Origin of the sequence: Hymenobacter lapidarius, from assembly GCF_001816145.1 — a bacterium.
Classification (GTDB): domain Bacteria; phylum Bacteroidota; class Bacteroidia; order Cytophagales; family Hymenobacteraceae; genus Hymenobacter; species Hymenobacter lapidarius.
Map to the genome: position 1 here is coordinate 1 of NZ_MDZB01000067.1, position 25,003 is coordinate 25,003.

Genomic DNA, 25,003 nt, shown 5'->3' on the forward strand with positions numbered 1-25,003 from the left:
CCCGCCCCCCGCTCCGGCCCCTGCGGCGCGCTATAACCGGTACCCCCACCCGCCGCCCCGCTGCCAAAGACCCCATTGTGCCCGGCCACTTCGACGCCAAAAGCGACAACTACATCTACGAGACCGGCGCCCCCACCACCCTGAAACTGCCTTCCGGCGAGGCCATCCAGGGAGTAGGCGTCAGTTCCACCGAGAGCAACCTCTACCAATTCCTCTCCAACCCGAATATTCAAGTCGACACCGTAGACCTCACCCGAGGCTGGTACAACTTCGACCGCGTGTTTTTCAACACCGGCAAGGCCACCCTCACCCAAGAATCGGTGGCGCAGCTGCGCAACATCGCCATCATCCTGCGCGCCTTACCCAATGCCCGCATTAAGCTCGGGGGCTACACTGACAGCACCGGCACCAGCAAGGTAAACTGGCAGCTGAGCGAAGCCCGTGCCCGCACCGCCTGGGCCACCCTGGTTGACATGGGCATCAGCCCCAGCCGCGTGGACGCCCGCGGCTACGGCCCGCGCTATTCCATCGCGCCCAACACCACCGACCTGGGCCGGGCCATGAACCGCCGCTTGAGCGTGAAGGTGCTGCAGAAGTAAGGAACTGTTTGCCTGGGGGGCGCTGTAGTTGAGGCCGTACCTTCGCGCGGCCGTTCGTACTAGGTTGCGGGCCGTCGGCGTTATGCCATTCACTATGCCAGTGCTATTCCTCTTGTTGCGTGCCCGAATGCGCCTTGGTCTTGCGGCCGGCTTGCTGCTGGGCACTGCAATCGGGGTCCGGGCGCAGGACGTCTTTTTTTCCCAGCCCTTTGCCACGCGGCTGCACACCAACCCGGCGTTTACCGGCCTGTTCGACGACTACGGGGTTACGCTCAGCTACCGCAACCAGTTCCCGAGCTTGGCGGGCTCCTTCGTGAGCACCCAGCTCGGGGCCGATGTGCGCCTGAACACGCCCGGCCAGCACCACGCCCTGGGCCTGCTCCTCAACCAGGACCGCAGCGGCAGCGTGGGCTACACGCGCTTCGAAGCCGGTGCGCTCTACGCCTACCACACCCGCCTCACCCAAACCCTGGCCCTGAGCGGGGGCCTGCGCGCCAGCTACGGCCGCCAGCGCGTGGGATATGACAATTTCGTGTTCGGCGACCAGATTCTGGAAGACGGCAGCGTCGTGGGTCCCAGCGCCGAATCGTTGGATTTCCAGCCCGTCAACTACCTGAGCCTGGGTACCGGGGCCGTGCTCTACACCGAGCAGGCGTGGCTCAGCTTGGCCGGCCAGCACCTCAACCAGCCCAACCTGGGCTTTCGCCGGCAGACCCAGCTACCTGTTTTGCTCAGTATTTCCGGGGGCTACAAGCTCTTTTTGGTGCAGCCATCAACGGGAAAGGACACCCGCGAAGTGAGTTTCACGCCTGTGGGGGCCTATACGCGACAGGGCGGCTCGCAGCGCACCGAAACGGGTGCCTATTTCACGGCTTCGCCCGTGACATTGGGAGCCGTGTATCGCAATATTTTTTTACCCGGCAACGTTGGTTCTCAGCACCTGCTGGCTGTGGTAGCGGGCATCCAGGCGGGGGGCCTGCGCGTGGGCTACAGCTACGACGTGGGCTTGAGCGCCCTGAGCGCCGATTTGGGGGGCGCGCACGAACTCACACTTGCACTTAGCTCATTTGACCGATTAGAAAATGCCTATCGTCGCCTAAAAAGGCGTGTTTACCCGAAGGCCCCTTGTCCGGCATTCTAATTTTTTGTACTATTGTGTCCTAATTGCCCTAGATAACCTCCCAGCCCTCATACTCATTTTAACTTTGTTATGAAATTAACTAATTATCTATGCTTGGCCGCGGTGGGCCTCGTGACCTTGGCCGGCTGCGGCAAAGGCGGACCGCCCACTGCTCAAAAGCCAGGTAAGTATTCTTCTACTACGGGCATTGAATACAATACCGAGAAGGGAATGGCCGTGGCCAACTTCAAGTCGGTGCCTGAGGGTCCGGGTCTTATCTTTATTGAAGGCGGCCGCACGGTGCTCGGCTCGCAGTCGGAAGACGTGACCATGACGCACGACAACATCGAGCGCACGGTGACCATCGCCTCGTTCTACATGGACGAAGCCGAAGTAGCCAACATTCACTGGCTGGAATACTTGCACTTTATCCGCACCGACTCGGTGCAGGAATTTTATGAGTCTGCCCTGCCCGACACCACCGTGTGGGCCCGCGACCTTTCCTTCAACGACCCCTACGTAACGTACTACCTGCGCTACCCCGGCTTTCGCTACTTCCCCGTGGTGGGCGTGAGCTGGCTGCAGGCCGACGACTACTGCACCTGGCGCACCGCGCAGGTGAACCAGCGCCTGGCCGGCGGCGGCGACAGCAAGCCCGCAGGCAAGAAAGGCTTGTTTGGCCGGAAAAAGAACAAGGCGGCTGACGGCGCCGAAGGCACGGCTAACGCCGGCGATGGCAAACCCGTTGCTTCTATTGAAAACGGCAACACCCTGCCCAATTACCGCCTCCCCACCGAGGCCGAGTGGGAATACGCTGCTCAAGCCCTCGTGGGAACCCAGGAAACGGGTAACGAGAACCAGGAAGATAAGCGCATCTACCCCTGGGACGGCAAGTCGACCCGCAACGCCTACGGCAAAAAGCAAGGCCAGTTCCTGGCTAACTTCAAGCGGGGCCGCGGCGACTACGCCGGCATCGCCGGCAGCCTGAACGATGGCGCCATGATTACGGAGTACATCTACTCGTATCCCCCCAACGACTACGGCCTCTACAACATGGCCGGCAACGTGAACGAGTGGGTGCAGGACGTGTACCGCCCCCTCTCGTACCAGGACGTGGAAGACCTGAATCCCTTCCGTCGCAACGGCGTGGCTGACCCCGCCGACAAGTACGACAAGAAAGGCTACCAGTCGCTGATTGACGACCACGTGCGTGTGTACAAAGGCGGCTCGTGGCGCGATGTGGCCTACTGGCTCTCGCCCGGCACCCGTCGTTTCATGGACGAGGATTCGGCTACGGCTACCATTGGTTTCCGCTGCGCTATGATTAACGCCGGCTCGAACAAGTAATTCGAGTTACAAAACAAGAAAAGCCGTTCCTACATCAGGAGCGGCTTTTTTATTGCCTTGTAGCGTAAGGCCAGCCGTGGTCCTATCGGTCGGCGCAGGCGATGGTGGCGATGCTGACCTCGGCGGCTCCGGCGGCCAGGAGTGCGGCCCCACAGGCTTCGAGCGTGGCACCGGTGGTCAGCACGTCATCAACCACGAGAATGCGGCGGCCAGTAATCAAGGTGGGGTTTTCTACTTCGAATACCGTGGCCACGTTTTCCCAGCGTTGGGCGCGGTTCTTTTTGGTTTGGGTTTCGGTGTTGGCATTTCGGCGGAGCGCGGTGGCGCTGGCGGGCACTTTCAGGCCGGTGGCCAGGCCGGTGGCGAAGGCCGCCGCCTGGTTGTAGCCGCGCCGGGCCAGCTTTTTGGGGTGCAAGGGCACGGGCACGATGAGGTCGAAGTCGGCCGCAAAGCCGGCGGCGTGCAGCTCGGCGCCGTAGAGCTGGCCCAGAGCAGTGCCCACGTCGCGCTGGCCCTGGTACTTGAGTTCGTGGAGCAGGTGTTGCACGCGGCCGTGGCGCACAAAGCGCAGGTAGCTCAGGGCGTGCCGAATGGGCAGCTTCCCCCAGAAACGCCGGCCAATGGGGTTTTGCTCGGGTGGCAGCAGGTGGAAATCGGTGTAGGGCAGCTCGGCCCGGCAACCGGTGCACAGGTGGGTTTCGCCCGTCACCAGGGGCTCGCGGCAGGCCAGGCACAGGCGGGGGAAAATCAGGCCCACAAAATCAGCAGCCAGGGAGCGAAGCACGGCAGAAGGGAAGGGGAGGATTTGGGGAGTAATTTTGGAAGAGCAATGTAACCAAATCCGGTTGTCATGCTGAGCGCAGCCGAAGCACCTCTACCGCAACAGTAAATAAACAGCTGGCGCGGTAGAGATGCTTCGGCAAGCTCAGCATGACGCGCCTTCAGTAGCATGACGTTCTTTTTTCTCAGATTGTCTATACCCAAATGTCCCAAGTAACCGAATTCAACGAGTACCGCCAGCGGATGAACGAAACCATCCTGGCGGCTGACAACAAGGTCATCAAACGGTTTTTCAACCTTGACACCAATACGTATGCGGCCGGCGCCATCGACGTGAAGACCAAGGAAATGCTGGGCCTGGCCTGCTCCATGGTGCTGCGCTGCGACGACTGCATTAAGTACCACCTCGGCAAGTGCTTTGAGGTGAAAATCAACGACGAGGAGATTTACGAGGTGTTTGCCATCGCCAACATCATCGGCGGCAGCATCGTGATTCCGCACTTCCGCCGCGCGGTGGAGTACTGGGAAATCCTGAAGACCGAGGCCGTAGCGCCCGCTCCACCCCACGCCGAGCACGCCGCATGAGCGAGGACCTGAACCACACGCCTCCCGCCGAAAACCACGAATCGGAAGCCGGTTTTGAAGCGCGTTGGGACGAGCTGATGCAGGAGATGGAGGCCCGCTTCGGCAAGCGGCCCGACCTGAATGCGCTGTTACTGCTCATCGGCATTCAGGAGCTGAACCAGGGCATCACCACGTTCACCAAAGAGCAGAAGCAGGACCTGATGCACATCGCCACCTGCCGGCTTTTCAGCCTGAGCGGCCACTACGAGCTGGAGCGCGCGGACGAGGACGGCTGGCCGCACTACAAGCTGCTGCGCCCCGTGCCCTTCGCCAACCTCAAGGAGCAGGAACGCATGCTGAAGTGGCACGTGCTGGAGTATTTCGCACTCGACCCGGGCGACAGTCTGTGAGCTACTGGCTACCAGTAGAACGTCATGCTGAGCGCAGCCGAAGCATCTCTACCGCAATAGTAAACAAATTACTCACGCGGTAGAGATGCTTCGGCTGCGCTCAGCATGACGTTCTTATTCTCACACGGCAACAACATGAAAATCATCTCTTACAACGTCAACGGCCTGCGTTCGGCCCTGAGCAAAGGCTTGCTGGACTGGGTAGCCGAAGCTGCGCCGGATGTGCTGTGCCTACAGGAAATCAAGGCCGGCCGCGAGGCAATGGACGTTTCGGGTTTCGAAGCCCTGGGGTACCGCGCCTACCTGCATCCGGCCCAAAAACCGGGCTACAGCGGCGTGGCCACCTTCACGAAGGTGGCGCCCAAGGCCGTGATTCACGGCTGCAGCCAGCGCTGCTACGACGACGAAGGCCGCGTGCTCCGGCTCGATTTTGAGAACCTATCGGTGCTGAATACCTACATGCCCTCGGGCACGAGCGGCCCGGAGCGGCAGGCGTTTAAAGTAGAATGGCTGCATTTTTTCCGCGATTACGTGGCCGGGCTGCGGGCCGACGGCAGCACGCCGCCCTTGCTTATCGGCGGCGATTTTAACTGCTGCCAGACGCCCATCGACCTGCACAACCCCAAGGCCAACCAGAACAGCCCCGGCTACACCCCGGAAGAGCGGCAATGGTTCAAGGACCTCCTGGCCGATGGGTTTTTGGACACCTTTCGGCACTACCACGGCGAGGCGGTGGGGCACTACTCCTGGTGGAGCTACCGGGCGGGCTCGCGCCAGCGCAACGTGGGCTGGCGCCTCGACCATTGGCTGGCCGACAGCGCCCTGCAACCCCGCCTGGCCGGGGCGGGTCTGTTGCCGGACGTGGTGCACTCGGACCACTGCCCGGCCTGGGTGGAGGTGAGGTAGCACATGCTTTAGCTTGTGCCCGCCGGGAAACTACTTGCCCCGCTTCGCTGGTTAAGGCGGTGGGAACTGCGCTACGCTTGGGCTTACAATCGTTTGAGTGAGTGGTTTCGACACAAGCTAAAGCGTGTGCTACGTTGTATCTTTCCTGACTAAGACCTCACTTATGGAGATGACGATGGAGGGCGGAGCTGCTAAGGGCCAATACCCGGCCCTGGCGCGGGTCCGAACGGAGCTGGAAGCTTTTAAGCGCAAGTTTTACCTCAACCTGTTGGTGCGCGGGCTGCTGGTGGCCGGCGGGTTGCTGCTCACGTTCTTCGTGGTGTTCAACGTGCTCGAATACTTTCTGTACCTGCCCACGGCGGTGCGGGCGGGGCTGCTGTTTGGGTTTCTGGCGCTGGTGATGTACAGCTTTGTGCGTTGGATTTGGACGCCGCTGGCGGCTCTCACCAATCTGCGCCGGCTGCTGAGCGATGAGCAGGCCGCCCGCCGGGTAGGGGAGCTGTTCCCCGATGTGCAGGACCGCCTCCTGAACGCGCTGCAGCTGCAGGGCCAGGCCCTGCAAAACGAGTTGGTGGCGGCCAGCCTGGAGCAGCGCGCCGCCCAGATGGGCAGCATTTCATTTGCTCAGGGCATCGACATCAAGCAGCAAAGCCGGCCGCTGTGGAAATACGCCGCCGTGCCGGTGGCCGTGCTGCTGGCGCTGCTGGCATTCTATCCCAGCTTTCTGGTGCAGGGCACCGAGCGCATCTGGCACTACAAGCGGGCTTATTCGCCGCCGGCGCCGTTTCAATTTGTTATCAAGAACCCCAAGCTGACGGCGTTTCGGGGCGAGGATTTTACGCTGGATGTGGGCGTGGCCGGCGCGGCCCTGCCCGCCGATGTCAGCATTGCCTTCGGCGAGGGCGAGCGGCGGCTGAGCAAAGTGGCCGGCCGGGGCGACCAGTTCCGCTACACGTTTGAGCAGCCGCAGGAGGACGTGACTTTTCAGCTGAAGGGCGCCGGTTTCAACTCGCCCGAGTACCAGCTCACGGTGCTGGAGCGGCCCAATCTGCGCGACTTCAAGGTCAACATCACCTACCCGGCCTACACCGGCAAGGCCGCCGAAACCATCGAAAACGGCGGCAACCTGACGGTGCCCGAGGGCAGCACCGTGCGCTGGGAATTTGCCACGGCAGCCACCGACGAACTGTCCCTGGTGTTCCAAAATCCGGACGAGACCCTAACGGCCAGCGGCGCTGAAGGCACCTTCGTGGCCTCGCGGCGCATCATGCGGTCGCAGCCCTACCTGCTGCGCCTGAAAAACCCGGTCAGCCTGAACAAGGACCCCATTTCTTATCAATTGACCGCCGTGCCCGACCTGGTGCCGGCCCTCACGCTGGAGGCGTTTCCAGACACCGTGACGCGGCGCTACCTGGCGCTGGGCGGCACCGTGCGCGACGACTACGGCCTCACCCGCCTGGAGCTACACTACGCCCTGCGCCGCGCCGGCCAGGGGCCGAATTCTCAACTCAAAACTCAAAACTCAAAACTCTTAACTCTGCCGCAAGGCAGCGCCGGCACCTACGCCTACACCTGGAACCTGAACCCGCTAAACCTGCAACCCGGCGACCGCCTTGAATACTACGTGGAGGCCTGGGACAACGACGGCGTGCGCGGCCCCAAGTCGGCCCGGACCCGGCCCGCGGAGTTCCGCCTGCCCGGCAAGCGTGAAATGCGTGCCGAGCTCACCGCTCAGGCGCAGTCGGTGGCCAGCGAAATGAGCCAGGCCGCCAAGCAAAGCGAGAAGCTGGAGCGCGAGCTGGCCAAGGCCCAGGACAAGCTCAAAACCAAGCGCGACCTGAGTTTTCAGGACCGCAAGCAGCTGGAAAACATGCTCGACCAGAAGCAGCAGATGAACGAGCAGGTAGAGCAGCTGCAGAAAATGTTTGACCAGCTGCAGCAGAAGCAGGACCAGCTCAACCCCAAAAGCGAGGAGCTGGCCAAGAAAGCTGAGGAGCTGAAAAAGCTCATGAACGACCTACTCGACCCCGAGACCAAGAAGCTGTACGAGAAGCTGAAAAAGCTGTTGGAGCAGCAGAAACAGCCCGATGCGGAGATGCAAAAACTACTGCAACAGCTCGAAAACAAGGAAGACACCCTGCAGAAGGAGCTGGACCGCGCGCTCGAGATGTTCAAGCAAATGCAACTGGAGCAGAAGGCCGAAGAAACCGCTAACAAGCTAGAAGAGCTAGCCAAGGACGAAGAAAAGCTGGCCGAAAAAACCGCGCAGAACGACAAAGAAAACCCCGATAACAAGCTCTCGAACCAGGAGCAGAAAGCCAAACAAGAGCAGCTGAAACAGGAGCAGGCCCAGAACCAGCAGGAGTTCGAGGACCTTAAAAAGGAACTGCAGGAACTGAAGCAGATGGACAAGGAGCTGGGCGACCAGAACGGCATGGACGAGCAGAAGCCCGACCAGGAGCAGACCGACCAGGACATGCAGGAAAGCCAGCAGGAGCTCAGCAAAAACAAGAACTCCAAGGCTGCCGCCAAGCAGAAAAGCGCTGCTGACCGCATGAAAAAGATGGCGCAGAAGATGCGCGACCAGATGAGCGAGGAGGAAAGCGACCAGGCTCAGCAGAACATCGACGACCTGCGCGACATCCTCGAAAACCTGCTCACGCTCAGCTTCGACCAGGAAAACCTGATGAAGGATTTCCGCAAGGTGAACCAGAGCGACCCGCGCTTCGTGCAGCTCGGCCAGACCCAGCGCAAGCTGCGCGACGACGCCAAGATTATTCAGGATTCCCTATACGCCCTGGCGAAGAAAGAACCTAAAATACAGAGCTTTGTGACCCGCGAGGTGGGTGAAATGAACGGCCGCATGGACGAGTCGCTCACCCACATTCAGCAGCGCGACCCCAACCGCGCCACCGCCACCCAGCAGCAGGCCATGACCAGCATGAACAACCTGGCCCTGATGCTGCAAGGCTCACTTGACCAGATGCAGCAGGAGGCCCAGGCCGGCAAAGGCCAGCCCCAAGACGGCCAGGGCAAGCCCGGCAAGAAAAAAGGCAAGGGCAAAGGGCAGGGCCAGGGCAGCAAGCCCGGCCCCGGCAACATGGGCAAGATGCAGCAGCAGCTCAACGAGCAGATTCAGAAGCTCTCGCAGAGCGGCAAGTCGGGCCGGGAAATGTCGCAGGAGCTGGCCAAGCTGGCCGGCCAGCAGCAGATGCTGCGCCAGGCCATGCAGCAGCTCGACAAAATGCAGCAGGGCGGCAAGCCCGGCGGCGCCCAGGCCGGCGAGGGTAAGGACGGTAAGGAGGGCGGCAAGGAAGGCCAGAATGGCAAAGACGGCAAGGGCGAACAGGGCGGCGGCGGCACCGGCGACATCAAAAAAATGATGGAACAGACCGAAACCGACCTCGTAAACAAGCGTTTGAGTGAAGAAACCATCATACGCCAGCAGCAAATCCTCACTCGCCTGCTCGAAGTAGAAAAGTCGGCCCGCGAACGCGACCAGGACACCAAGCGCGAAGCCCAGACGGCTCAGTATAAGCCGCCGGTTTTTCCGCCAGCTTTTGATAAATACCGAGTTAGCAAAGAACGCCAGACCGAATTATTACGTAGTAGTCCTCCCAACCTCACCCCCTATTACCAACGGGAAGTTGGGGAATATTTCCAGAAAATCAAGTAGCAGCGCGTCGTAGACCATCCAAAGCAGCTGGTTTTTCGTTAACCTCTTTGGGTTCTACCGAAACCCTGCACTGCAAGTCAGCGGAAATTATTGTGGCGCTTTGCCATTTAAAAGAGTATTTTTGCCGCCCCGAACTCGCCGCCGTTCTTCCCATCAAACCACCCCATGAAGCAGGTAAAAATTCAGATTCCGTCACTCGTTGAAAACATCCGCGTGGTGGAGAGTTTTATCGATAATTCCAAGGATACCTTTCAGATTGAGGACGATATCTACGGCAACATCATGGTGGCCGTGACCGAGGCGGTGAACAACGCCATTCGCCACGGCAACAAGTTCGACAAGGACAAAAACGTCTACCTGTCGCTCTACGTGGAGCCGCAGAAGCTCAAATTCGAAATAGAAGACGAGGGCGCGGGCTTTAATTTCGACAACCTCGACGACCCCACGGCACCCGAAAACCTGGAAAACCCCGGCGGCCGCGGCATTTTCCTCATCCGCCACCTGGCCGATGAGGTAGAGTTCAGCAAGGACGGCCGCTGTGTGCAGCTCACCTTCCAGCTTGTCCCGGCCCCGGCCGACGAGACCCCAACTGCCGACCAAATCGCCGCCTAAATCCGCATGAACAGCCACCCGCCGGTGGGGCCTCCCCACCACGAAACCCCGCCCGGCGACCTGCACCACGAGGCTCCCGGCATCGAGTTCATGGTGGAAGACGCGCCCGAATTCGAGCTCTCCGATGCCGAGGAGCTCATCGGCTGGATTGAGCGCGTGGCCGAGGTGCACGAGCACCGCATTGTGCAGCTCACCTACATTTTCTGTTCCGACGACTACCTGCACCAGCTCAATGTGGAGTACCTCGACCACGACACGCTGACGGACGTCATTACCTTCGATAATTCGGACGATGCCGACATGCTGGAAGGCGACATTTTCATCAGCGTGGAGCGTGTGCGCGAAAATGCGCAGGACCTTGGCATCAGCTTCCGCGACGAGCTGCACCGCGTCATGATTCACGGCGTGCTGCACCTGTTGGGCTACCACGACAAAGACCTGCTGAGCCAGACGGCCATGCGCGCCAAAGAAGACCACTGCCTTTCGCTGCGCACCTTTTAGCACTTCCGCTGTTTATAAACAATCCCACCCGACGCCCGCTTTTAGCGGGCGTTTGGCATGTACGGGGCGCCGGGACGCGCCTTCCCTCAGCGCATTGCCCGTCCGGAACACGTTGCTGTTTTCATTGCCCACCTCCGATTTATGTCCGCCTCCTCATCTGCGCTACCAATCATTCGGGGCGACGCTCTGGATTTTTACCTTGCTCTGGGCTACTACCGCATGCAGCAGGAGTTGTTTACCTGCCATTTTGTGCCCTTCGATGGGCGCCTCTACACCGCTCATTGGCTGCGCCTGACAATGAGCCGCATAGCATGGGGGCCGGAGCAGCGCCGGCTGCTTCGCCGCAATGCCCGGTTTAGCGCCGCGGTGCGTCCCTTCCGTCTCACCGAAGAATACGAGGAGCTCTACACCCGCTACCGCGCAGCCATCACCTTTGATGCTGCCCCTACCATCGAAGCCGTGCTGCTGGGCGGCGAAGCCCACAACGTATTCAACACGTACGCCATTGAGCTGCGCGACGGCGACCGATTGATAGCCGTCGGCATTTTCGACCACGGCGAGCGCACCCTGGCCGGTATTCTCAATTTTTACGACCCGGCCTACCGGCAGTTCAGCCTGGGCAAGTACCTGCTGCTGCTGAAAACCGACCACGCCCGCCGCCTGAGGCTCGACTATTATTACCCCGGCTACGTCGTGCACAATTACCCAAAATTCGACTACAAACTGTTTGCCTGCCCCGCCGCTACCGAAGTGTACGACAGCGTGAGCGGCCTGTGGGTGCCTTATTCCCGGGAAACTGTGGCCGCACAATCAGCTGAGCTGCTAGCCGACTGGCTACCGGAAGACTTGCGGGGAATGGCGTAATTTTGCGGAGAGTTTCGCTGAGTTGAAATCAAGTTTCGCTAAGTGTGGTTCACACTAGCCTCGCATGTAGCTTTTGCGAGACTTGATTTTTAAAAATTAGCGAAACCTCGCGCTATATGTTTCAGCAAGAAGAATACGACGTTATTGTAGTGGGCGCAGGCCATGCCGGCTGCGAGGCTGCGGCCGCCGCGGCCAACCTGGGCTCGAAGGTGCTGCTTGTGACGATGAACATGAACACCATCGCCCAGATGTCGTGCAACCCGGCCATGGGGGGCGTGGCCAAGGGCCAGATTGTGCGCGAAATCGACGCGCTGGGCGGCCAGTCGGGCATCATCACCGACCAGACCATGATTCAGTTCCGGATGCTGAACCGCTCGAAAGGCCCCGCCATGTGGAGCCCGCGCGCGCAGAGCGACCGGATGCGCTTCGCCGAAGCCTGGCGCCTGACCCTGGAAGGCATCGCCAACGTGGACTTCTGGCAGGAAGCCGTGACCGGCCTCGTGGTGGAAAACGACACTTGCGTGGGCGTGAAAACCCAGCTCGGCATCGAGTTCCGGGGCAAGTCGGTGGTACTCACTAATGGCACCTTCCTGAACGGACTCATCCACATTGGCGAGAAGAATTTTGGCGGCGGCCGGGCCGCTGAGAAGGGCAGCCGCGGCATTACGGAGCAGCTGCTGGAGTTGGGCTTCGAAGCCGGCCGGATGAAAACCGGCACCCCGCCCCGCGTGGACGGCCGCAGCCTGGACTACTCCAAAATGGAAGTGCAGGGCGGCGACGAGCTACCCAGCAAATTCTCTTACCTCGACACGCCGCGCCTCACCCAGCAGCGCCCCTGCTACATCACCTACACCAACGAGCGGGTGCACGACATCCTGCGCGAAGGCTTCGAGAAGTCGCCCATGTTCCAGGGCCGCATCAAGGGCCTGGGGCCACGCTACTGCCCCAGCGTGGAAGACAAAATCAACCGCTTCGCCGACAAGGACCGCCACCAGATTTTTGTGGAACCTGAAGGCTGGAGCACAGTGGAGTGTTACATCAACGGCTTCAGCAGCTCGCTGCCCGAGGACGTGCAGTACCGCGCCCTGCGCGAAATAGCGGGTTTTGAGCGGGCCAAGATGTTTCGCCCCGGCTACGCCATTGAGTACGACTTTTTCCCGCCCACCCAGCTCAGCCTCACGCTGGAAACCAAGCTGATTGCCGGGCTGTATTTCGCGGGCCAGATTAACGGTACTACGGGCTACGAGGAGGCCGCCTGCCAGGGCCTGATGGCCGGCATCAACGCCCACAACAAAGTGCACGGCAAGCAGCCCTTTGTGCTCAAAAGGAGCGAGGCCTACATCGGTGTGCTCATCGATGACTTGGTGAACAAGGGCACCGACGAGCCCTACCGCATGTTCACGAGCCGGGCCGAGCACCGCATTCTGCTGCGCCAGGACAACGCCGACCTGCGCCTCACGCCGCTGGGCCACAAGCTTGGCCTGGCCTCGGATGAGCGGCTGACGCGGGTGCGGATGAAGGAAGCGCAGGCCGCCGAGCTGGCCGAGCTGCTCCAGAAATTCGCCATCGAAACGGCGGAAATCAACCCGCTGCTCACGGAGCTGGGCTCAGCTGAAATCCACGAAAAAACCCGCGCCGTGAACCTGCTGCGCCGGCCCAACGTGGAACTGGCCGACCTGCGCCGGGCCCTGCCCGCGCTGGACGACGCCTTGACAGCCTTTGATGCCGAGGCGCTGGAACAGGCCATCATCAACATCAAGTACGAGACCTACCTGCAGAAGGAGCACCAGCAGGCCGCGCGCCAGCAGGAGCTGGAAAACTTCGTGATTCAGGGCCGGCTCGACTACCGGGCCATGCCCGCGCTCAGCCACGAAGCCCGCGAAAAGCTGCTCAAGATTCAGCCCGAAACCATTGGGCAGGCCTCGCGCATCAGCGGCATCTCCCCGGCCGATGTGTCGGTGCTGATGGTATATTTGGGCAGGTAATTATGAGTTATGAATTATGAGTTATGAATTGGCAGGGCCCTTTTCTGTGTGCTTTCAGCCATCCATAACTCATAATTCATAACTCATAATTCATAACTCCTTACCTGTGTCCTACGAACGATTAGAGAGCTGCCCGGTGTGCGGCAAAGACGAGTTCCGCAACAAGCTGGTGGTGGAAGACCGCACGGTGAGCCACGAGAGTTTCGCCATTGTGCAATGCGCGCAGTGCAATTTCCAGTTCACCAACCCGCGGCCGAGCGAGGCGGAAATTGGCAAGTATTACGAGTCGGATGCCTACGTGTCGCACAACAGCGCGGCGGCGGGGCTCACCAACCAGGCTTACAAAGTGGCGCGGTTTTTCACCATGCGCCGCAAGGTGGGCCTGCTCAACAAGCTGGCGCCCCGGCGCGTCAAGCTGCTGGATTACGGCTGCGGCACGGGCCACTTTTTGGCGTCGGCCAAGTCGGCGGGCTGGCAGGTAGCGGGGCTGGAGCCCAACGCCCGCGCCCGGGAAGAGGCCAGCCAGCGCCTGGGCCAGCCCATTGGGCAGGAGAGCCTGACCTCGTTTCAGCCCGGCACGTTCGACGCCATTACGCTGTGGCACGTGCTGGAGCACGTGCATACGCTCAATGAAACGCTGACCCAACTGCTGGCGCTGCTCAAGCCCGATGGGGTGCTGCTCATTGCCGTGCCCAACGTGGAAAGCTTGGATGCCCAGCATTACCGCGAGCTGTGGGCGGCCTACGACGTGCCCCGGCACCTCTACCATTTCGCACCCAAAACCATGGCCCAGCTGCTCAAAAAGCACAAGCTGGTCATCCGTCACACCCTGCCCATGCCCCTGGATGCCTACTACGTGAGCATGCTCAGCGAAAAGCACAAGGCGGAACGGGCCGGCGGCCTGCTCACGGTGCTCAAAGCCGGCTACAAATCCAACCAATACGCGCAGCAGCACGACGGCCAGTATTCGAGCCTGCTCTACGTGGCCGGGCGGCGCACCCCGGCGGCCTGATGCGGTGGGTGGCCCGCGCCGGGCGGCCATTTGCGCTGGCCCGAACGGGCGCACCGCCGGCTCCCGTAGCTTCGCCCGGAGCGCGGCGGCCGCTACTGTAAACTATGCCGCCCACCTTTGTGGCCGATACTGCCCGGGCGGGTCTCGTCGTTGGGGCCGGGCACTGCCGCGTTGCGCCTGTGGGCGTTGCGCATCGGCGCGGCCATCCTTTGTTGTTATGTTCACCACGCAGTTGTTGTCTAATGTCCGTTCGCGCTGAACTGCTGGCTTTGCTGGCACTGGTTGCCTTGCTTGAAAGCTGCGCCGCCGTGGCCCCGCCCCTGGGCGGCCCGCGCGACCGCACGCCCCCGCGCCGCATTGCGAGCTCGCCCGACAGCGCGGCCCGCAACGTGAAGCAGAAGTTTGTGCGGCTGGAATTTTCGGAGCCGGTTATCACCAAGGACCTGAGCAAGAACCTGCTCATTACGCCCCAGCTCCCGCCCGACAACCCCTACAAGCTGCGGGAAGACCGCAACACCATCACGCTGCTTTTTGAGAAGCCGCTGGACGAAAACACCACCTACAGCTTCAATTTTCGCGAAGCGGTGGTGGACATCACCGAAGGCCTGCCCGCCAAGAATGCCTACCTCAACTTCAGCACCGGCGCCGTACTCGATTCGGGCAAGGTGAACGGGGTGGTGACCGATGTGCTCACGGCCAAGCCCGTGGCCGAAGCCAGCGTGGGGCTGTACCGCGCGGCCGATACCGCCGGGGTGAAACGCGGCCGCCCCTACTACAGCGTGCTCACCGACAAGGAGGGCAAATTCGAACTGAGCTTCCTCAAATCCGGGCCGTACAAAATCTACGCCCTGGCTGACAAGAACAATAACGGCCGCTACGACGAAGGCGAGAAAATTGCCTACCTGCCCGCGCCCATCACCATTGCGGGCAGCCCCGCCGGCCCGCCCGTGGCGCTGCTGCTCACCGAGCCCGACCAGCGCGCGCCCTCGGCTACCTCCCGGCAGGCCAGCCCCACGCAGCTGCGCCTGAGCTTCAATGAAGGCCTGCGCGATGCTAAACTCTCGCCGTTGGGCACCAGCCAAGCCGCGCCCGCCGTGGCCGAAGCCCTGCAGCTTACCGACCGCGGCCGGACGGTGGTGCTGTTCAAAACCCCGGAAGTGGGGGATGGGCGCTACCTGCTCACCGCTACCGACAGCACCGGGAACGTGGGCCGCGACACGCTGCAAGTGAAATTCCCGGCCCCGCCGGCCGCGGCTAAGAAGTCTGCCGCCCCGCCGCTGTACACGGTAGAGGGCGGGCCGCGCTCGGTGTTCCCCAAGGGCCAGGTGGTGTTTCAGTTTGCGGTGCCGGTGCGGCTGGCCGCGGGCAAGCCTTTCGGCACGCTCGTGGAAGACTCCATCCGGCGCCGCCCCCTGCGCCTGCCCGCCGATGGCACCCTCAGCCCCGACCGCACGCAACTCACCGTGCGCTTCAATGCCCGGGCAAAAAACCAGCTGGCTGTGGTGCTCGATAGCACGGTTATCACCGCCATTACGGGCCAGCCCCTGCGCTTGCGGCCCCTGCGCCTGGTCATCAGCGAGCAGGACGTGTCCACCAGCTTGTCGGGCACCATTACCACCACTGCCAAAAGCTTTGAGCTGCAGCTACTTGACGATAAGCTGCAGGTGGTATCCACGCTGGCTAGCCCCAAGGGCACGTATTCCTTTGCCAGTATCCCGCCCGGTACCTACCGCCTCCGGGTGCTGATAGACAGCAACGGCGACGGCCGCTGGCGGGGCGGCGACCCCAACCTGCTGGTGCTCCCTGAGCCCGTGTACCTGCACCCGCGCCCCCAGCAGGTGCGGGCCGCTTCGACATCGTCGAACCCATTCAGTTCTAACGGCAGCACGCGACGTGTGCCGCCAACCCAAGTCCCAACGCTCTTCTGCCTGCCTCTGCAGCCTGGAAGAGCCGTTTGCGTTGTGGTGCGCGGGTTTCATTACCAATTGATACCCTTTGATAGGTAGTGGGCTGGCGCGCGTCCGCGACGCGTTGCCGAATGGTCCCGAGCCTGTGGCTCGCTGGTGAACGACGTGCGTCCGGGCCATTGAAGCCGCTTGCCCGAGCCACAGGCTCGAAGCCAGTCGGCAACGCGTCGCAGACGCGCGCCAGCTTTATGCCATTCATCAATCCTATTGGCAGCTCAAAAACCACCGCTTTACCCTCAGTTACCCCCATACGTGGATAACTAACCATTGAATCCAGTTACTGACGGCCTTTTTCAGGGGTAATCCACTAGTTTTCCACTGGTTTTTCCACATCGATTTTGCGCTGTGAGCAATTTCGGGGATAACCTGGGGGAAACACGACGGCCACACGGGGATAAGTGGGGCACAAGTTTTTTTGGTGTTTTCCGGACCCGTACAGGGCAAAAGCCGCGGGGATACCAGTGGATAACTTCTCCACCTCATTTCGCCTTCCCACACGGCCATTTGCCGGGGGATAGCGAAAATGTGGACAGAGAGTCGGGCTGTTGAAAAACTAGTTAAAGCGTTGATGGAAAGTATTTTATTTTCCACAATCCCGGTGGATAGCGGGTGGATAAGGCCTTGCTTACCCCCACGTTTTCCACGCTGGGGATAACCTATCGAGCTTATCCACTTATCAACCGACCTAATGAGTGGAAATAAAAAGGGTTTTTTAGAAAAAAGATTCAACAAAAAATTAAGGTTGGGGAAAACCTGAGTCAAGGGTTTGGTCCCGGTTCAAAAGCTCGGTCCTCGCTTCAAGCTTTGACCAAAAAAACGCCACACCAAAAAAGCCTCGCTTTGCAACCCGGCTGGAAAAGTGGAAAGCAGGCTTGGTTATCCCCACGCTGGGCACTTTGCGTATAGCACTCCATGCCTTTCGACTACACCCTCGATTTCCACACCGTTGATTTCCGAAAACACCCCGAGCTGTACCGTGTGGGCCGCGGCGAGCAGGGCGTGCTGCTTGTGCAGCCCTACAAGGGCGAAATCCTGCCCCACTGGCGCTTCAAAGACGCGGCGGCAGCCACCGAGTCGTCGGAGACGATTTACGGCTTGTTTGAAGCCTATTTGAAGGCCGGGGATTTTGTGGGCGCCGACATGGCCCGGAAATTCATTCAGATGGGCTTTACCCGAGCCCGGCGCTACGCCAACCACCGCGGCGGCAAGAAGTACGACGGCCCCGTGCCCGACGACAAAAAGGGCCAGAGCGGCGCCCACGGCCGCGCCGAACTCCCGCGCACCACGCACCCCGATGTGGATAAGGTGGAGGCCGCCGCCATTTTCAAGCGCAAGTGGGACGAGGCCAAAGTCCACCCCGAGTATGTCCGGCAGAAAGAAGCTTTCATCGAGCAATATGGGAAGTAGCGCTACTCCTTACCTTTACGCCTTCCCTACACCCCAACCCCATGAGCACTACTCAACCCTCCAGCATCGAGGAAAACGAAATTATTCTGGGCACCGGCATGGGCCCCCTGCGCTTTGGCGCCACCATGGACGAGGTGCGCACCCTGGTGGGCGAGCCCGAGGAGATTGAAGAGTCCGACGACGACGACGACTTCGAGCACCAAGCCTGGAACTACCACGAAGACGACTACCTGCTCTCGCTCTACTTCGACCGCGAAGACGACTTCCGCCTGAGCTGCATCGAGACCGACAACCCCGGCATGCGCCTCTACGGCGAGGCCATTTACGGCCAGAGCGTGGACCAAATCAAGGCCCTTATGCAGCGCCACAACCAGCTGGAGCCCGAGCTGGAAACCATGGAAGAAGGAGCAGTGCGCCTGTCCTACGAGAAGTCGATGATTGACTTATACTTCGAAGAAGGCGAGCTGCAGTTTGTGAACTTCGGGGTCTTTATCAACGACGACATGGAAGTGCAGTGGCCCAAATAGGTCCAGGTTATCCACATTTGTCGCGGTTTTCACTGTGTATAAGTGGACAAGTCACTAAAAACGGTGGGGTTATCCCCCGGATTTACCATTTTAGTAGCAAGCAGTCGTTTTGCTAATGAACCGGAAATGAAAAAGGCTGCCCCAGTGAGGAGCAGCCTTTTTTGTGTTTTGGGCGGTGAGGGTCGCTAGCCAAGGATGGCGCGGAATAGCAGAAACAGCAAGCCCGACAGCACCATGGTGACGGGCAGCGTGAGCACCCAGGCCAGGGCAATGTTGCGGACCATGCCGGGGTTGATGTTTTTCACACCGCGGCTGGCCACCATGCTGCCCGCAATGGACGAGGTGAGCACGTGCGTGGTAGAAGCCGGCAAGCCAAACTGGGTGCTGACGCCAATCATGGCGGCCGTAACCAGCTCCGACGAAGCCCCCTGGGCGTAGCTCAGGTGCTCCTTGCCGATGCGTTCGCCGATGGTTTTAACGATGCGCTGCCAGCCTATCATCGTGCCCATGGCCAGCGACAAGCTCACCATCAGCAGCACCCACCACGGGGCGTAGTCCGTGAAGGTGCGCATCTCCTTGATGGCCTTGTCGTAGGTATTGCGGTCTTCGGTGCTCAGGCTTACTTTTTCGGAGCCGAGCAGCTTTTTGGCGCGGTTGCCGATGAGCAGAATGTCGCGACGGATTTCGAAGCGGGTCTGGCGGGGCAGGTCTTCGATGCGGGTGGTATTGGCGAAGATGCGGTCGAGGTCGTTGGTTTGGGTCTGGATTTCAGCCAGCATCTTGCTGTCGGCCGGGCTGAGTTCGTTCCGGTTCACGCGGGACATTACCTGCTCTACCTGGCCGAGGGATTCGCGCAGGTCGAGCGGATTTTTGGATTGGTCGAGGGCGAAAAAGCTGGGCACGATGCCGATGAGAATCAGCATGACGAGGCCCACGCCCTTCTGGCCGTCGTTGGAGCCGTGGAAGAAGCTCACCAGCGTGCAGGTTACAATGAGCATGAGCCGAATCCAGAGGGGCGGGGGCTTGCGCTTGTGCGGCTCTTTAAAAATGGCTTTGTTGGGCACAAAACGCTTGAATAGGAACATCATGCCGATGGTGAGGGCAAAGCCCAGCAGCGGACCCACAAGCAGGGCCAGGCCTGTTTCGCCGGCTTTGCCCCAGTTCACGGCCGAGCCGCGGGATTCGGGCAGCAGGGAAAACGCAATGCCCACGCCAAGAATTGAACCGATAAGCGCGTGCGAGCTGGACGCCGGAATGCCGTAGTACCACGTGCCCACGTTCCAGATAATGGCACCCAGGATGAGGGCGCCCACCATGGCAATGCCGTGGTACACGTTGGCATCTACCAGGCTTTCGACCGGGAGCAAGTACACAATGCCCATGGCGACGCCGATGCCGCCGGCAAACACGCCGATGAAGTTCCAGAATGCCGACCACACCACGGCCACCCAGGGCCGCAGCGTATTGGTGTAGATAACGGTGGCGACGGCGTTGGCCGTGTCGTGGAAGCCGTTGACGAACTCGAACGCACAGGCCGCCAGCAGGCACACGCCAAGAAGCAAGAGTACGTGAGGTTCTAAACCAAACATAAAAAAGGGGTTGGTGGGTACTTAGATTGAATCATGGGACAAAGGTAGGGCGGCAGCTTACGGACGCTATGTTACCGAATTGTGACGTACACCGGCGCAGGCATAAGTTGGAACGTCATGCTGAGCTTGCCGAAGCATTTCTACCGCGCAAGTAATTGGGTTTACTACAGCAGTAGAGATGCTTCGGCAAGCTCAGCATGACGTTCTGCTAACTCGTCAGATTTCGCGCCTTGTACGCACAAGTTTCAGCTTGGGCCGCATCGGCCTACTTTTGTGGGCATGAACCCAGCACTCGAAACCACCCAATTGAAGGATATTGTGGCCCACGCCAAGGAATACGGCTTCGTATTTCAATCATCGGAAATTTACGATGGCCTGGCCGCCGTGTACGACTACGGCCCCAACGGCGTGGAGCTGAAAAATAACCTCAAGCGCCTGTGGTGGGAAACCATGACCCAGTTGCACGCCGACGTGGTGGGCATCGACGCCGCCATTTTCATGGCCCCACAAACCTGGGAGGCCAGCGGCCACATCGCCGGCTTCAACGACCCGCTGATTGACAACCTCGACAGCAAGAAGCGCTACCGCGCCGACGTGCTGCTCGAAGAACGAGCCGCCGAGTACGAAAACGCCGGCGACGCCGCCCGCGGTGCCGCCCTCACCGCCGAGATGGGCCGCTTGCTCACGGCCAACGACCTGGCCGGCGTGCGCCAGCTCATCCTGGACGAAAAAATCCTGTGCCCCGTGTCGAAGACCGGCAACTGGACCGACGTGCGTCAGTTCAACCTGATGTTCAGCACGCAAGGCTCGGCCGTGGACTCGGACGCGCCGCCCGTGTACCTGCGTCCCGAAACGGCCCAGGGCATTTTCGTGAACTTCCTGAACGTGCAGAAATCGGCCCGCATGAAGGTTCCCTTCGGTATTGCCCAAATCGGCAAGGCGTTCCGGAATGAGATTGTGGCCCGGCAGTTCATTTTCCGGATGCGGGAGTTTGAGCAGATGGAGATGCAGTTTTTCGTGCGTCCCGGCACCGAAGGCGAGTGGTACGACACCTGGAAAGCCTCGCGCCGCCGCTTCCACGAGGCCATTGGCCTGCCCGCCGCCAAGCTGCGCTTCCACGACCACGACAAGCTGGCCCACTACGCCAAGGCCGCCGTCGATATTGAGTACGAATTCCCCTTCGGCTTCAAGGAAATGGAAGGCATCCACTCGCGCGGCGACTTCGACCTGACCCAGCACCAGAACCTGAGCCGCAAAAAGCAGCAGTATTTCGACGCCGACATTGACCCTGCCACCGGCAAAGCCTACGGCAACTATGTGCCCTTCGTGGTAGAAACCTCAGTGGGCGCCGACCGCCTGTTCCTGGCCACGCTCTGCAACGCCTACCAGGAGGAAACCATCACGGAAGGGGAGGGCGACGCCCAGACCACCAAAAACCGCACCGTGCTGAAGCTGCACCCGGCCCTGGCCCCGGTGAAGGCGGCCATTTTTCCGCTCGTCCGCAAAGACGGCATGCCCGAGAAGGCCCAAGAAATTTTCGATGCGCTGAAGTTCGATTTCCGCCTCGTGCTGGAGGAGCGCGACGCCATCGGCAAGCGCTACACCCGCCAGGACCTCATCGGCACGCCTTTCTGCATCGTGGTGGACGGCCAGACGCTGGAAGACGAAACCGTAACCGTGCGCCACCGCGACTCGCGCGAGCAAATCCGCATGCCGATTTCGGAGCTGCGCGCCTACATCGGTGAGGCGGTGAGCTTCCGCCGGATTTTTGAGCAGCTGTAGCCGTGGGATTGTATCTTTAATACGCGCTGGCCGTTCTGAGATTTCAGGCTCAAATTTCATCCTTATGCTACACTACATCCACGACCGAATTACGGTAGACCCCAATTTGTGCGGTGGCAAGCCCACTATTAGGGGGAAGCGCTTGACGGTGCAAACCGTGCTAGAGTTTCTGGCTGCCGGTGATTCGCCGGCAGAGGTACTGGAGAGTTATCCATTCTTGGAACTGGCTGATATTCAAGCTTGCCTCCACTTTGCTACTGAGAATCTAGCACGTCAGAATTTCGTGGCGTTTGCCGCTTAGTGGTAACGGGTAGGGTATAGATGTCGTAAAGCGGACATATCTTACTTCCACGTTTTGGCTCATGCCTAAATTTATGATTGACGCCAACTTACCTCACCGCTTCTCCTTTTGGAATAACGCCGATTATGAGCCGGTGCCCAATGACGAGTGGGGCGACGATAAAGTGTGGGCTTATGCCGCTGAGCACAAGCTGACTGTTATCACCAAAGACGTTGACTATGAAGTGCTGGTAGCCAACGGTACACCACCCAAAGTGGTACGCCTGTGCGTGGGCAACATGAAGCGCCGCGACCTGTGGATTTTGCTATCCAACGTCTGGCCCGAAGTGGTGAATGCCGTGGAACAGCCGGGCATTCGGCTGGTGCGCGTCTACCGCACGCACTTGGAATCATTCTGACGGCGGGCCCTTGACGTAACTTTGCCTTTTTGCAGGGTTTTATGTGGGAGCGTCTCGCTTATTTCATCATCCGGTTTCGTCTGTCGCTGATTGCGGTGTTGGCCGTCATCACCGTGTTCATGGCCTGGAAAGCCAAGGACGTGGAAATGACCTACGACTTCGCCCAGGTCGTGAGCCCGAACGACCCGGACATGGTGTACTTCCAGAACTTTAAGAAGACCTTCGGCGAAGACGGCAACGTGCTGGTGCTGGGCCTGCAGGACAGCTCCGTATACAAGCTGGGCAATTTCAACGAGCTGCGCCGGCTCACCGATACCCTTGCCCGAATAGAAGGCGTGAACGGCGTGCTCAGCGTAAGCAAGCTGCTGAACATCAGCAAAGACACCGCCAATAACAGCTTCCGGGCCACCCCCATTTTCGGCACGGCGCCCCGCACCCAGGGCGAGCTGGACAGCCTGATGCGGGTGGTGAACAGCGTGGAATTCTACAAGGGCCAGCTCATCAGCCCCGTCACCGGGGCCACGCTGCTGGCCCTCACCATGGACCCGAAGTACCTGAACTCGTCGCGCCGGCAGGCGGTGATGAATAACATTCTGGGCTTCGCTACGCAGTTTGAGAAGAAAACGGGCATACGGCTGCACTACGCCGGCCTGCCCTATGTGCGCTCCACGATGACGAGCAAGGTGGCCTCGGAAATGAAGTTTTTCACCATCCTGGCCATGGTGGTGACGGGCCTGACGCTGCTGGTATTCTTCCGGACGTGGTCGGCGGTGGTGTTTCCGCTCATTGTGGTGGGCGTCACGGTCGTGTGGTGCATCGGCTCCATTGTGCTGCTGGGCTTCAAAATCAACCTACTCACGGGCCTGATTCCCAGTATTATCGTCGTTATCGGCATTCCGAACTGCACTTATCTGCTCTCGCGCTACCACTACGACTACCGAAAATCGGGCAACCAGATGCTGGCCATGACGCGAGTCATCCGCAAAATCGGCCTCGTCACGCTCATGAACAACACGACCACGGCCGTGGGCTTCGTCGTGTTTGCCTTCACCGATATTGCCATTCTGTACCAGTTCGGGCTGGTGGCCACGGTCAACATTTTCGCGGCCTTTGTCATCAGTTTTATTCTGATTCCGGCCGTGTTCAGCATGTTGCCGCCGCCCACGCCCAAGCAACTGGAGCACCTCGATGCCGCGCCTCTCACCAAGCTGCTGGAGTTTTTCGACCACCTCGTGCTTGACCGCCGGCCCACGGTGTACGTGGCGGCTCTGGTGCTGGTGGCGGGCGCCGCTTTCGGCATTTCGCGCATCGAATCCGTCTCCTACATGGTGGACGATTTGCCCAAGAAGAGCTCCGTTAACGCCGACCTGGCCTTCTTCGAAAGCCATTTCAACGGCGTGATGCCGCTGGAATTCGAAGTGGATACCCACAAAAAGCGCGGCCTGCTGAAGCTTAAGAACCTGGAAAAAATCGACCAGTTCGAGAAGTTTCTGCGCACCCAGCCGGAGCTGTCGCCGCCCGTCAGCCTCGTTACCTTCCTCAAGGCCAGCACCCAGGCCTTCTACAACGGCGACCCGAAGTTCTTCCGCCTGCCCGATAACTCTGAGCGCCCCTACATCCTCACCGCCCTGGCCAACTCCAAGGGTGCCGGCAACGAGGCGGGCATGAACAGCAAGCTCCTGCGCTCCTTCGCCGACAGCACCGGCCAGCGGGCCCGCATCAGCCTCAAAATCGCCGACATCGGCTCGCAGAACCTCGATTCGCTGATGAACAAGCGTATCCTGCCTGAGATGAACCGCATTTTCAACGGCTCGGGCATGGATATTCGCCCCACCGGCACCACCATCCTCTTCACCAAGGGCAACGAATACATCATTCACACCCTGCGCGAAAGCCTGTTTCTAGCCTTTGGGCTGGTGGGTTTGGTGGTGCTGGTGCTCTTCCGGTCATTCAAAACAGTCTTGTTTGCCCTCATTCCCAACGCCGTGACGCTGGTGCTCACGGCCGGCATCATGGGCTTTTTCAACATCCCGCTCAAGCCCAGCACGGCCCTGATTTTCGTAATTGCGCTGGGCATCGACGGCGACAATTCCATTCACCTGCTGGCCAAATTCCGGCAGGAAATGGCCCTCAACGGCCACCGCGTGCGCGAAGCCGTATCGGTGACGCTGAGCGAGGCCGGCACCAGCATGATTTACACCAGCATCGTGCTGTTTGTGGGTTTCAGCATCTTCGCCTTCAGCGAATTCGGCGGGACCAAGGCGTTGGGATTGTTAATGTCGGCTTCGTTGTTAATCACCAACTTCTCCAACCTGATTTTGCTGCCCGCCATGCTCATCACCTTCGACCACGGCAAAGGCAACCTGATAGACAACAACGCGTTGATTCGCCACTACGACGAGTCTTATCACGAAGAAGACGACGACGCCGAACTGAACCTGGCCCGCATGAAAAAGGAAGGCGACGTTGGGACTTATGAGATTTAAAAACACTCGGATTATCTGAAAACCACCCAACAGCACGTCATGCTGAGCGCAGCCGAAGCATCTTGCCCGCGCCTCTTGCCTCGTCAGTCTCCCCTCTCTTTTGGAGAGGGGCCGGGGGTGAGGTTCTGGCGGGCGAGATGCTTCGACTGCATTCAGCATGACGTGCTGAAG

The 25,003-nt window shown here is 60.1% G+C and carries 21 protein-coding genes; 19 read left to right on the top strand and 2 right to left on the bottom strand.

Annotated features, from left to right (window positions below; all coding sequences use genetic code 11):
* From BEN47_RS03335 to gldJ, 3 genes are all read left to right on the top strand, one after another.
* Positions 1-599, top strand: a 599-nt coding sequence (locus tag BEN47_RS03335) for an OmpA family protein (RefSeq protein WP_139147341.1), incomplete at its 5' end; no start/stop codon positions are given.
* Positions 600-726: 127 nt separating this feature from the next.
* On the top strand, positions 727-1,740 hold the full coding sequence (locus BEN47_RS03340) for a PorP/SprF family type IX secretion system membrane protein (RefSeq protein ID WP_070725101.1): 1,014 nt from the start codon (positions 727-729) through the stop codon (positions 1,738-1,740).
* A gap of 69 nt (positions 1,741-1,809) precedes the next feature.
* Positions 1,810-3,066, top strand: coding sequence for a gliding motility lipoprotein GldJ (gldJ, locus tag BEN47_RS03345; RefSeq protein WP_070725103.1), 1,257 nt, complete (start codon positions 1,810-1,812; stop codon positions 3,064-3,066).
* Positions 3,067-3,148: 82 nt separating this feature from the next.
* Here gldJ and BEN47_RS03350 read toward each other — a convergent pair whose 3' ends face one another.
* A complete protein-coding gene (locus BEN47_RS03350; protein WP_083322069.1) occupies positions 3,149-3,850 on the bottom strand; it encodes a ComF family protein in 702 nt (233 codons plus the stop codon).
* A 200-nt stretch (positions 3,851-4,050) separates the two neighbouring features.
* On the opposite strand from BEN47_RS03350, the gene BEN47_RS03355 reads away from it, so the two are divergent.
* From BEN47_RS03355 to BEN47_RS03410, 12 genes are all read left to right on the top strand, one after another.
* Positions 4,051-4,431 (top strand): carboxymuconolactone decarboxylase family protein, encoded by a 381-nt coding sequence (locus BEN47_RS03355; RefSeq protein WP_070725105.1) that lies wholly within the window; start codon positions 4,051-4,053, stop codon positions 4,429-4,431.
* On the top strand, positions 4,428-4,820 hold the full coding sequence (locus BEN47_RS03360) for a hypothetical protein (protein WP_094122996.1): 393 nt from the start codon (positions 4,428-4,430) through the stop codon (positions 4,818-4,820). The genes BEN47_RS03355 and BEN47_RS03360 overlap by 4 nt, the downstream gene beginning before the upstream one ends.
* A gap of 135 nt (positions 4,821-4,955) precedes the next feature.
* Entirely contained in the window at positions 4,956-5,726 is a 771-nt protein-coding gene (locus BEN47_RS03365; protein ID WP_070725228.1) for an exodeoxyribonuclease III, read from the top strand.
* 163 nt (positions 5,727-5,889) lie between these two features.
* On the top strand, positions 5,890-9,402 hold the full coding sequence (locus tag BEN47_RS03370; RefSeq protein ID WP_239691489.1) for a DUF4175 family protein: 3,513 nt from the start codon (positions 5,890-5,892) through the stop codon (positions 9,400-9,402).
* Between the two features lie 165 nt (positions 9,403-9,567).
* Positions 9,568-10,014: an ATP-binding protein gene (locus BEN47_RS03375; protein WP_070725109.1), complete on the top strand. Its 447-nt coding sequence runs from the start codon at positions 9,568-9,570 to the stop codon at positions 10,012-10,014.
* A gap of 6 nt (positions 10,015-10,020) precedes the next feature.
* A complete protein-coding gene (gene ybeY / locus BEN47_RS03380; protein ID WP_083322071.1) occupies positions 10,021-10,515 on the top strand; it encodes an rRNA maturation RNase YbeY in 495 nt (164 codons plus the stop codon).
* 141 nt (positions 10,516-10,656) lie between these two features.
* Entirely contained in the window at positions 10,657-11,379 is a 723-nt protein-coding gene (locus BEN47_RS03385; RefSeq protein ID WP_239691490.1) for an arginine-tRNA-protein transferase, read from the top strand.
* Positions 11,380-11,495: 116 nt separating this feature from the next.
* Positions 11,496-13,364 carry a tRNA uridine-5-carboxymethylaminomethyl(34) synthesis enzyme MnmG gene (gene mnmG / locus BEN47_RS03390; RefSeq protein ID WP_070725110.1) on the top strand — a complete coding sequence of 623 codons (1,869 nt, stop codon included), beginning with the start codon at positions 11,496-11,498 and terminating at the stop codon, positions 13,362-13,364.
* A 106-nt stretch (positions 13,365-13,470) separates the two neighbouring features.
* Complete coding sequence (locus BEN47_RS03395; protein ID WP_070725112.1) at positions 13,471-14,376, top strand: class I SAM-dependent methyltransferase; 906 nt, start codon at positions 13,471-13,473, stop codon at positions 14,374-14,376.
* A 242-nt stretch (positions 14,377-14,618) separates the two neighbouring features.
* Positions 14,619-16,382: an Ig-like domain-containing protein gene (locus BEN47_RS03400; RefSeq protein ID WP_070725114.1), complete on the top strand. Its 1,764-nt coding sequence runs from the start codon at positions 14,619-14,621 to the stop codon at positions 16,380-16,382.
* An 873-nt stretch (positions 16,383-17,255) separates the two neighbouring features.
* Positions 17,256-17,750: a DUF4385 domain-containing protein gene (locus BEN47_RS03405; RefSeq protein WP_070725116.1), complete on the top strand. Its 495-nt coding sequence runs from the start codon at positions 17,256-17,258 to the stop codon at positions 17,748-17,750.
* Between the two features lie 41 nt (positions 17,751-17,791).
* Positions 17,792-18,277, top strand: coding sequence for a hypothetical protein (locus BEN47_RS03410; protein ID WP_070725119.1), 486 nt, complete (start codon positions 17,792-17,794; stop codon positions 18,275-18,277).
* Positions 18,278-18,462: 185 nt separating this feature from the next.
* Here the strand turns inward: BEN47_RS03410 and BEN47_RS03415 are convergent, their stop codons facing one another.
* Positions 18,463-19,866 carry an inorganic phosphate transporter gene (locus tag BEN47_RS03415; RefSeq protein ID WP_070725121.1) on the bottom strand — a complete coding sequence of 468 codons (1,404 nt, stop codon included), beginning with the start codon at positions 19,864-19,866 and terminating at the stop codon, positions 18,463-18,465.
* Positions 19,867-20,145: 279 nt separating this feature from the next.
* Here BEN47_RS03415 and BEN47_RS03420 point away from each other — a divergent pair, with 279 nt between their 5' ends.
* The 4 genes from BEN47_RS03420 (at position 20,146) to BEN47_RS03435 (ending at position 24,832) form a co-directional block, all read left to right on the top strand.
* On the top strand, positions 20,146-21,648 hold the full coding sequence (locus BEN47_RS03420) for a glycine--tRNA ligase (protein WP_070725124.1): 1,503 nt from the start codon (positions 20,146-20,148) through the stop codon (positions 21,646-21,648).
* A gap of 64 nt (positions 21,649-21,712) precedes the next feature.
* Positions 21,713-21,949 carry a DUF433 domain-containing protein gene (locus BEN47_RS03425; protein ID WP_070725126.1) on the top strand — a complete coding sequence of 79 codons (237 nt, stop codon included), beginning with the start codon at positions 21,713-21,715 and terminating at the stop codon, positions 21,947-21,949.
* A 61-nt stretch (positions 21,950-22,010) separates the two neighbouring features.
* Complete coding sequence (locus BEN47_RS03430) at positions 22,011-22,346, top strand: DUF5615 family PIN-like protein (RefSeq protein ID WP_070725129.1); 336 nt, start codon at positions 22,011-22,013, stop codon at positions 22,344-22,346.
* A 41-nt stretch (positions 22,347-22,387) separates the two neighbouring features.
* Positions 22,388-24,832, top strand: coding sequence for an efflux RND transporter permease subunit (locus tag BEN47_RS03435; RefSeq protein WP_070725130.1), 2,445 nt, complete (start codon positions 22,388-22,390; stop codon positions 24,830-24,832).
* The last annotated feature ends 171 nt before the right edge of the window (positions 24,833-25,003 follow it).

Excerpts from the sequence above, each read along its gene's own strand:
- BEN47_RS03340 (WP_070725101.1), top strand. The coding sequence starts at position 727 with ATGCGCCTTGGTCTTGCGGCCGGCTTGCTGCTGGGCACTGCAATCGGG.
- gldJ (WP_070725103.1), top strand. The coding sequence starts at position 1,810 with ATGAAATTAACTAATTATCTATGCTTGGCCGCGGTGGGCCTCGTGACC.
- BEN47_RS03355 (WP_070725105.1), top strand. The coding sequence starts at position 4,051 with ATGTCCCAAGTAACCGAATTCAACGAGTACCGCCAGCGGATGAACGAA.
- BEN47_RS03360 (WP_094122996.1), top strand. The coding sequence starts at position 4,428 with ATGAGCGAGGACCTGAACCACACGCCTCCCGCCGAAAACCACGAATCG.
- BEN47_RS03365 (WP_070725228.1), top strand. The coding sequence starts at position 4,956 with ATGAAAATCATCTCTTACAACGTCAACGGCCTGCGTTCGGCCCTGAGC.
- BEN47_RS03370 (WP_239691489.1), top strand. The coding sequence starts at position 5,890 with ATGGAGATGACGATGGAGGGCGGAGCTGCTAAGGGCCAATACCCGGCC.
- BEN47_RS03375 (WP_070725109.1), top strand. The coding sequence starts at position 9,568 with ATGAAGCAGGTAAAAATTCAGATTCCGTCACTCGTTGAAAACATCCGC.
- ybeY (WP_083322071.1), top strand. The coding sequence starts at position 10,021 with ATGAACAGCCACCCGCCGGTGGGGCCTCCCCACCACGAAACCCCGCCC.
- BEN47_RS03385 (WP_239691490.1), top strand. The coding sequence starts at position 10,657 with ATGTCCGCCTCCTCATCTGCGCTACCAATCATTCGGGGCGACGCTCTG.
- mnmG (WP_070725110.1), top strand. The coding sequence starts at position 11,496 with ATGTTTCAGCAAGAAGAATACGACGTTATTGTAGTGGGCGCAGGCCAT.
- BEN47_RS03400 (WP_070725114.1), top strand. The coding sequence starts at position 14,619 with ATGTCCGTTCGCGCTGAACTGCTGGCTTTGCTGGCACTGGTTGCCTTG.
- BEN47_RS03405 (WP_070725116.1), top strand. The coding sequence starts at position 17,256 with ATGCCTTTCGACTACACCCTCGATTTCCACACCGTTGATTTCCGAAAA.
- BEN47_RS03410 (WP_070725119.1), top strand. The coding sequence starts at position 17,792 with ATGAGCACTACTCAACCCTCCAGCATCGAGGAAAACGAAATTATTCTG.
- BEN47_RS03415 (WP_070725121.1), bottom strand. The coding sequence starts at position 19,866 with ATGTTTGGTTTAGAACCTCACGTACTCTTGCTTCTTGGCGTGTGCCTG.
- BEN47_RS03420 (WP_070725124.1), top strand. The coding sequence starts at position 20,146 with ATGAACCCAGCACTCGAAACCACCCAATTGAAGGATATTGTGGCCCAC.
- BEN47_RS03425 (WP_070725126.1), top strand. The coding sequence starts at position 21,713 with ATGCTACACTACATCCACGACCGAATTACGGTAGACCCCAATTTGTGC.
- BEN47_RS03430 (WP_070725129.1), top strand. The coding sequence starts at position 22,011 with ATGCCTAAATTTATGATTGACGCCAACTTACCTCACCGCTTCTCCTTT.
- BEN47_RS03435 (WP_070725130.1), top strand. The coding sequence starts at position 22,388 with ATGTGGGAGCGTCTCGCTTATTTCATCATCCGGTTTCGTCTGTCGCTG.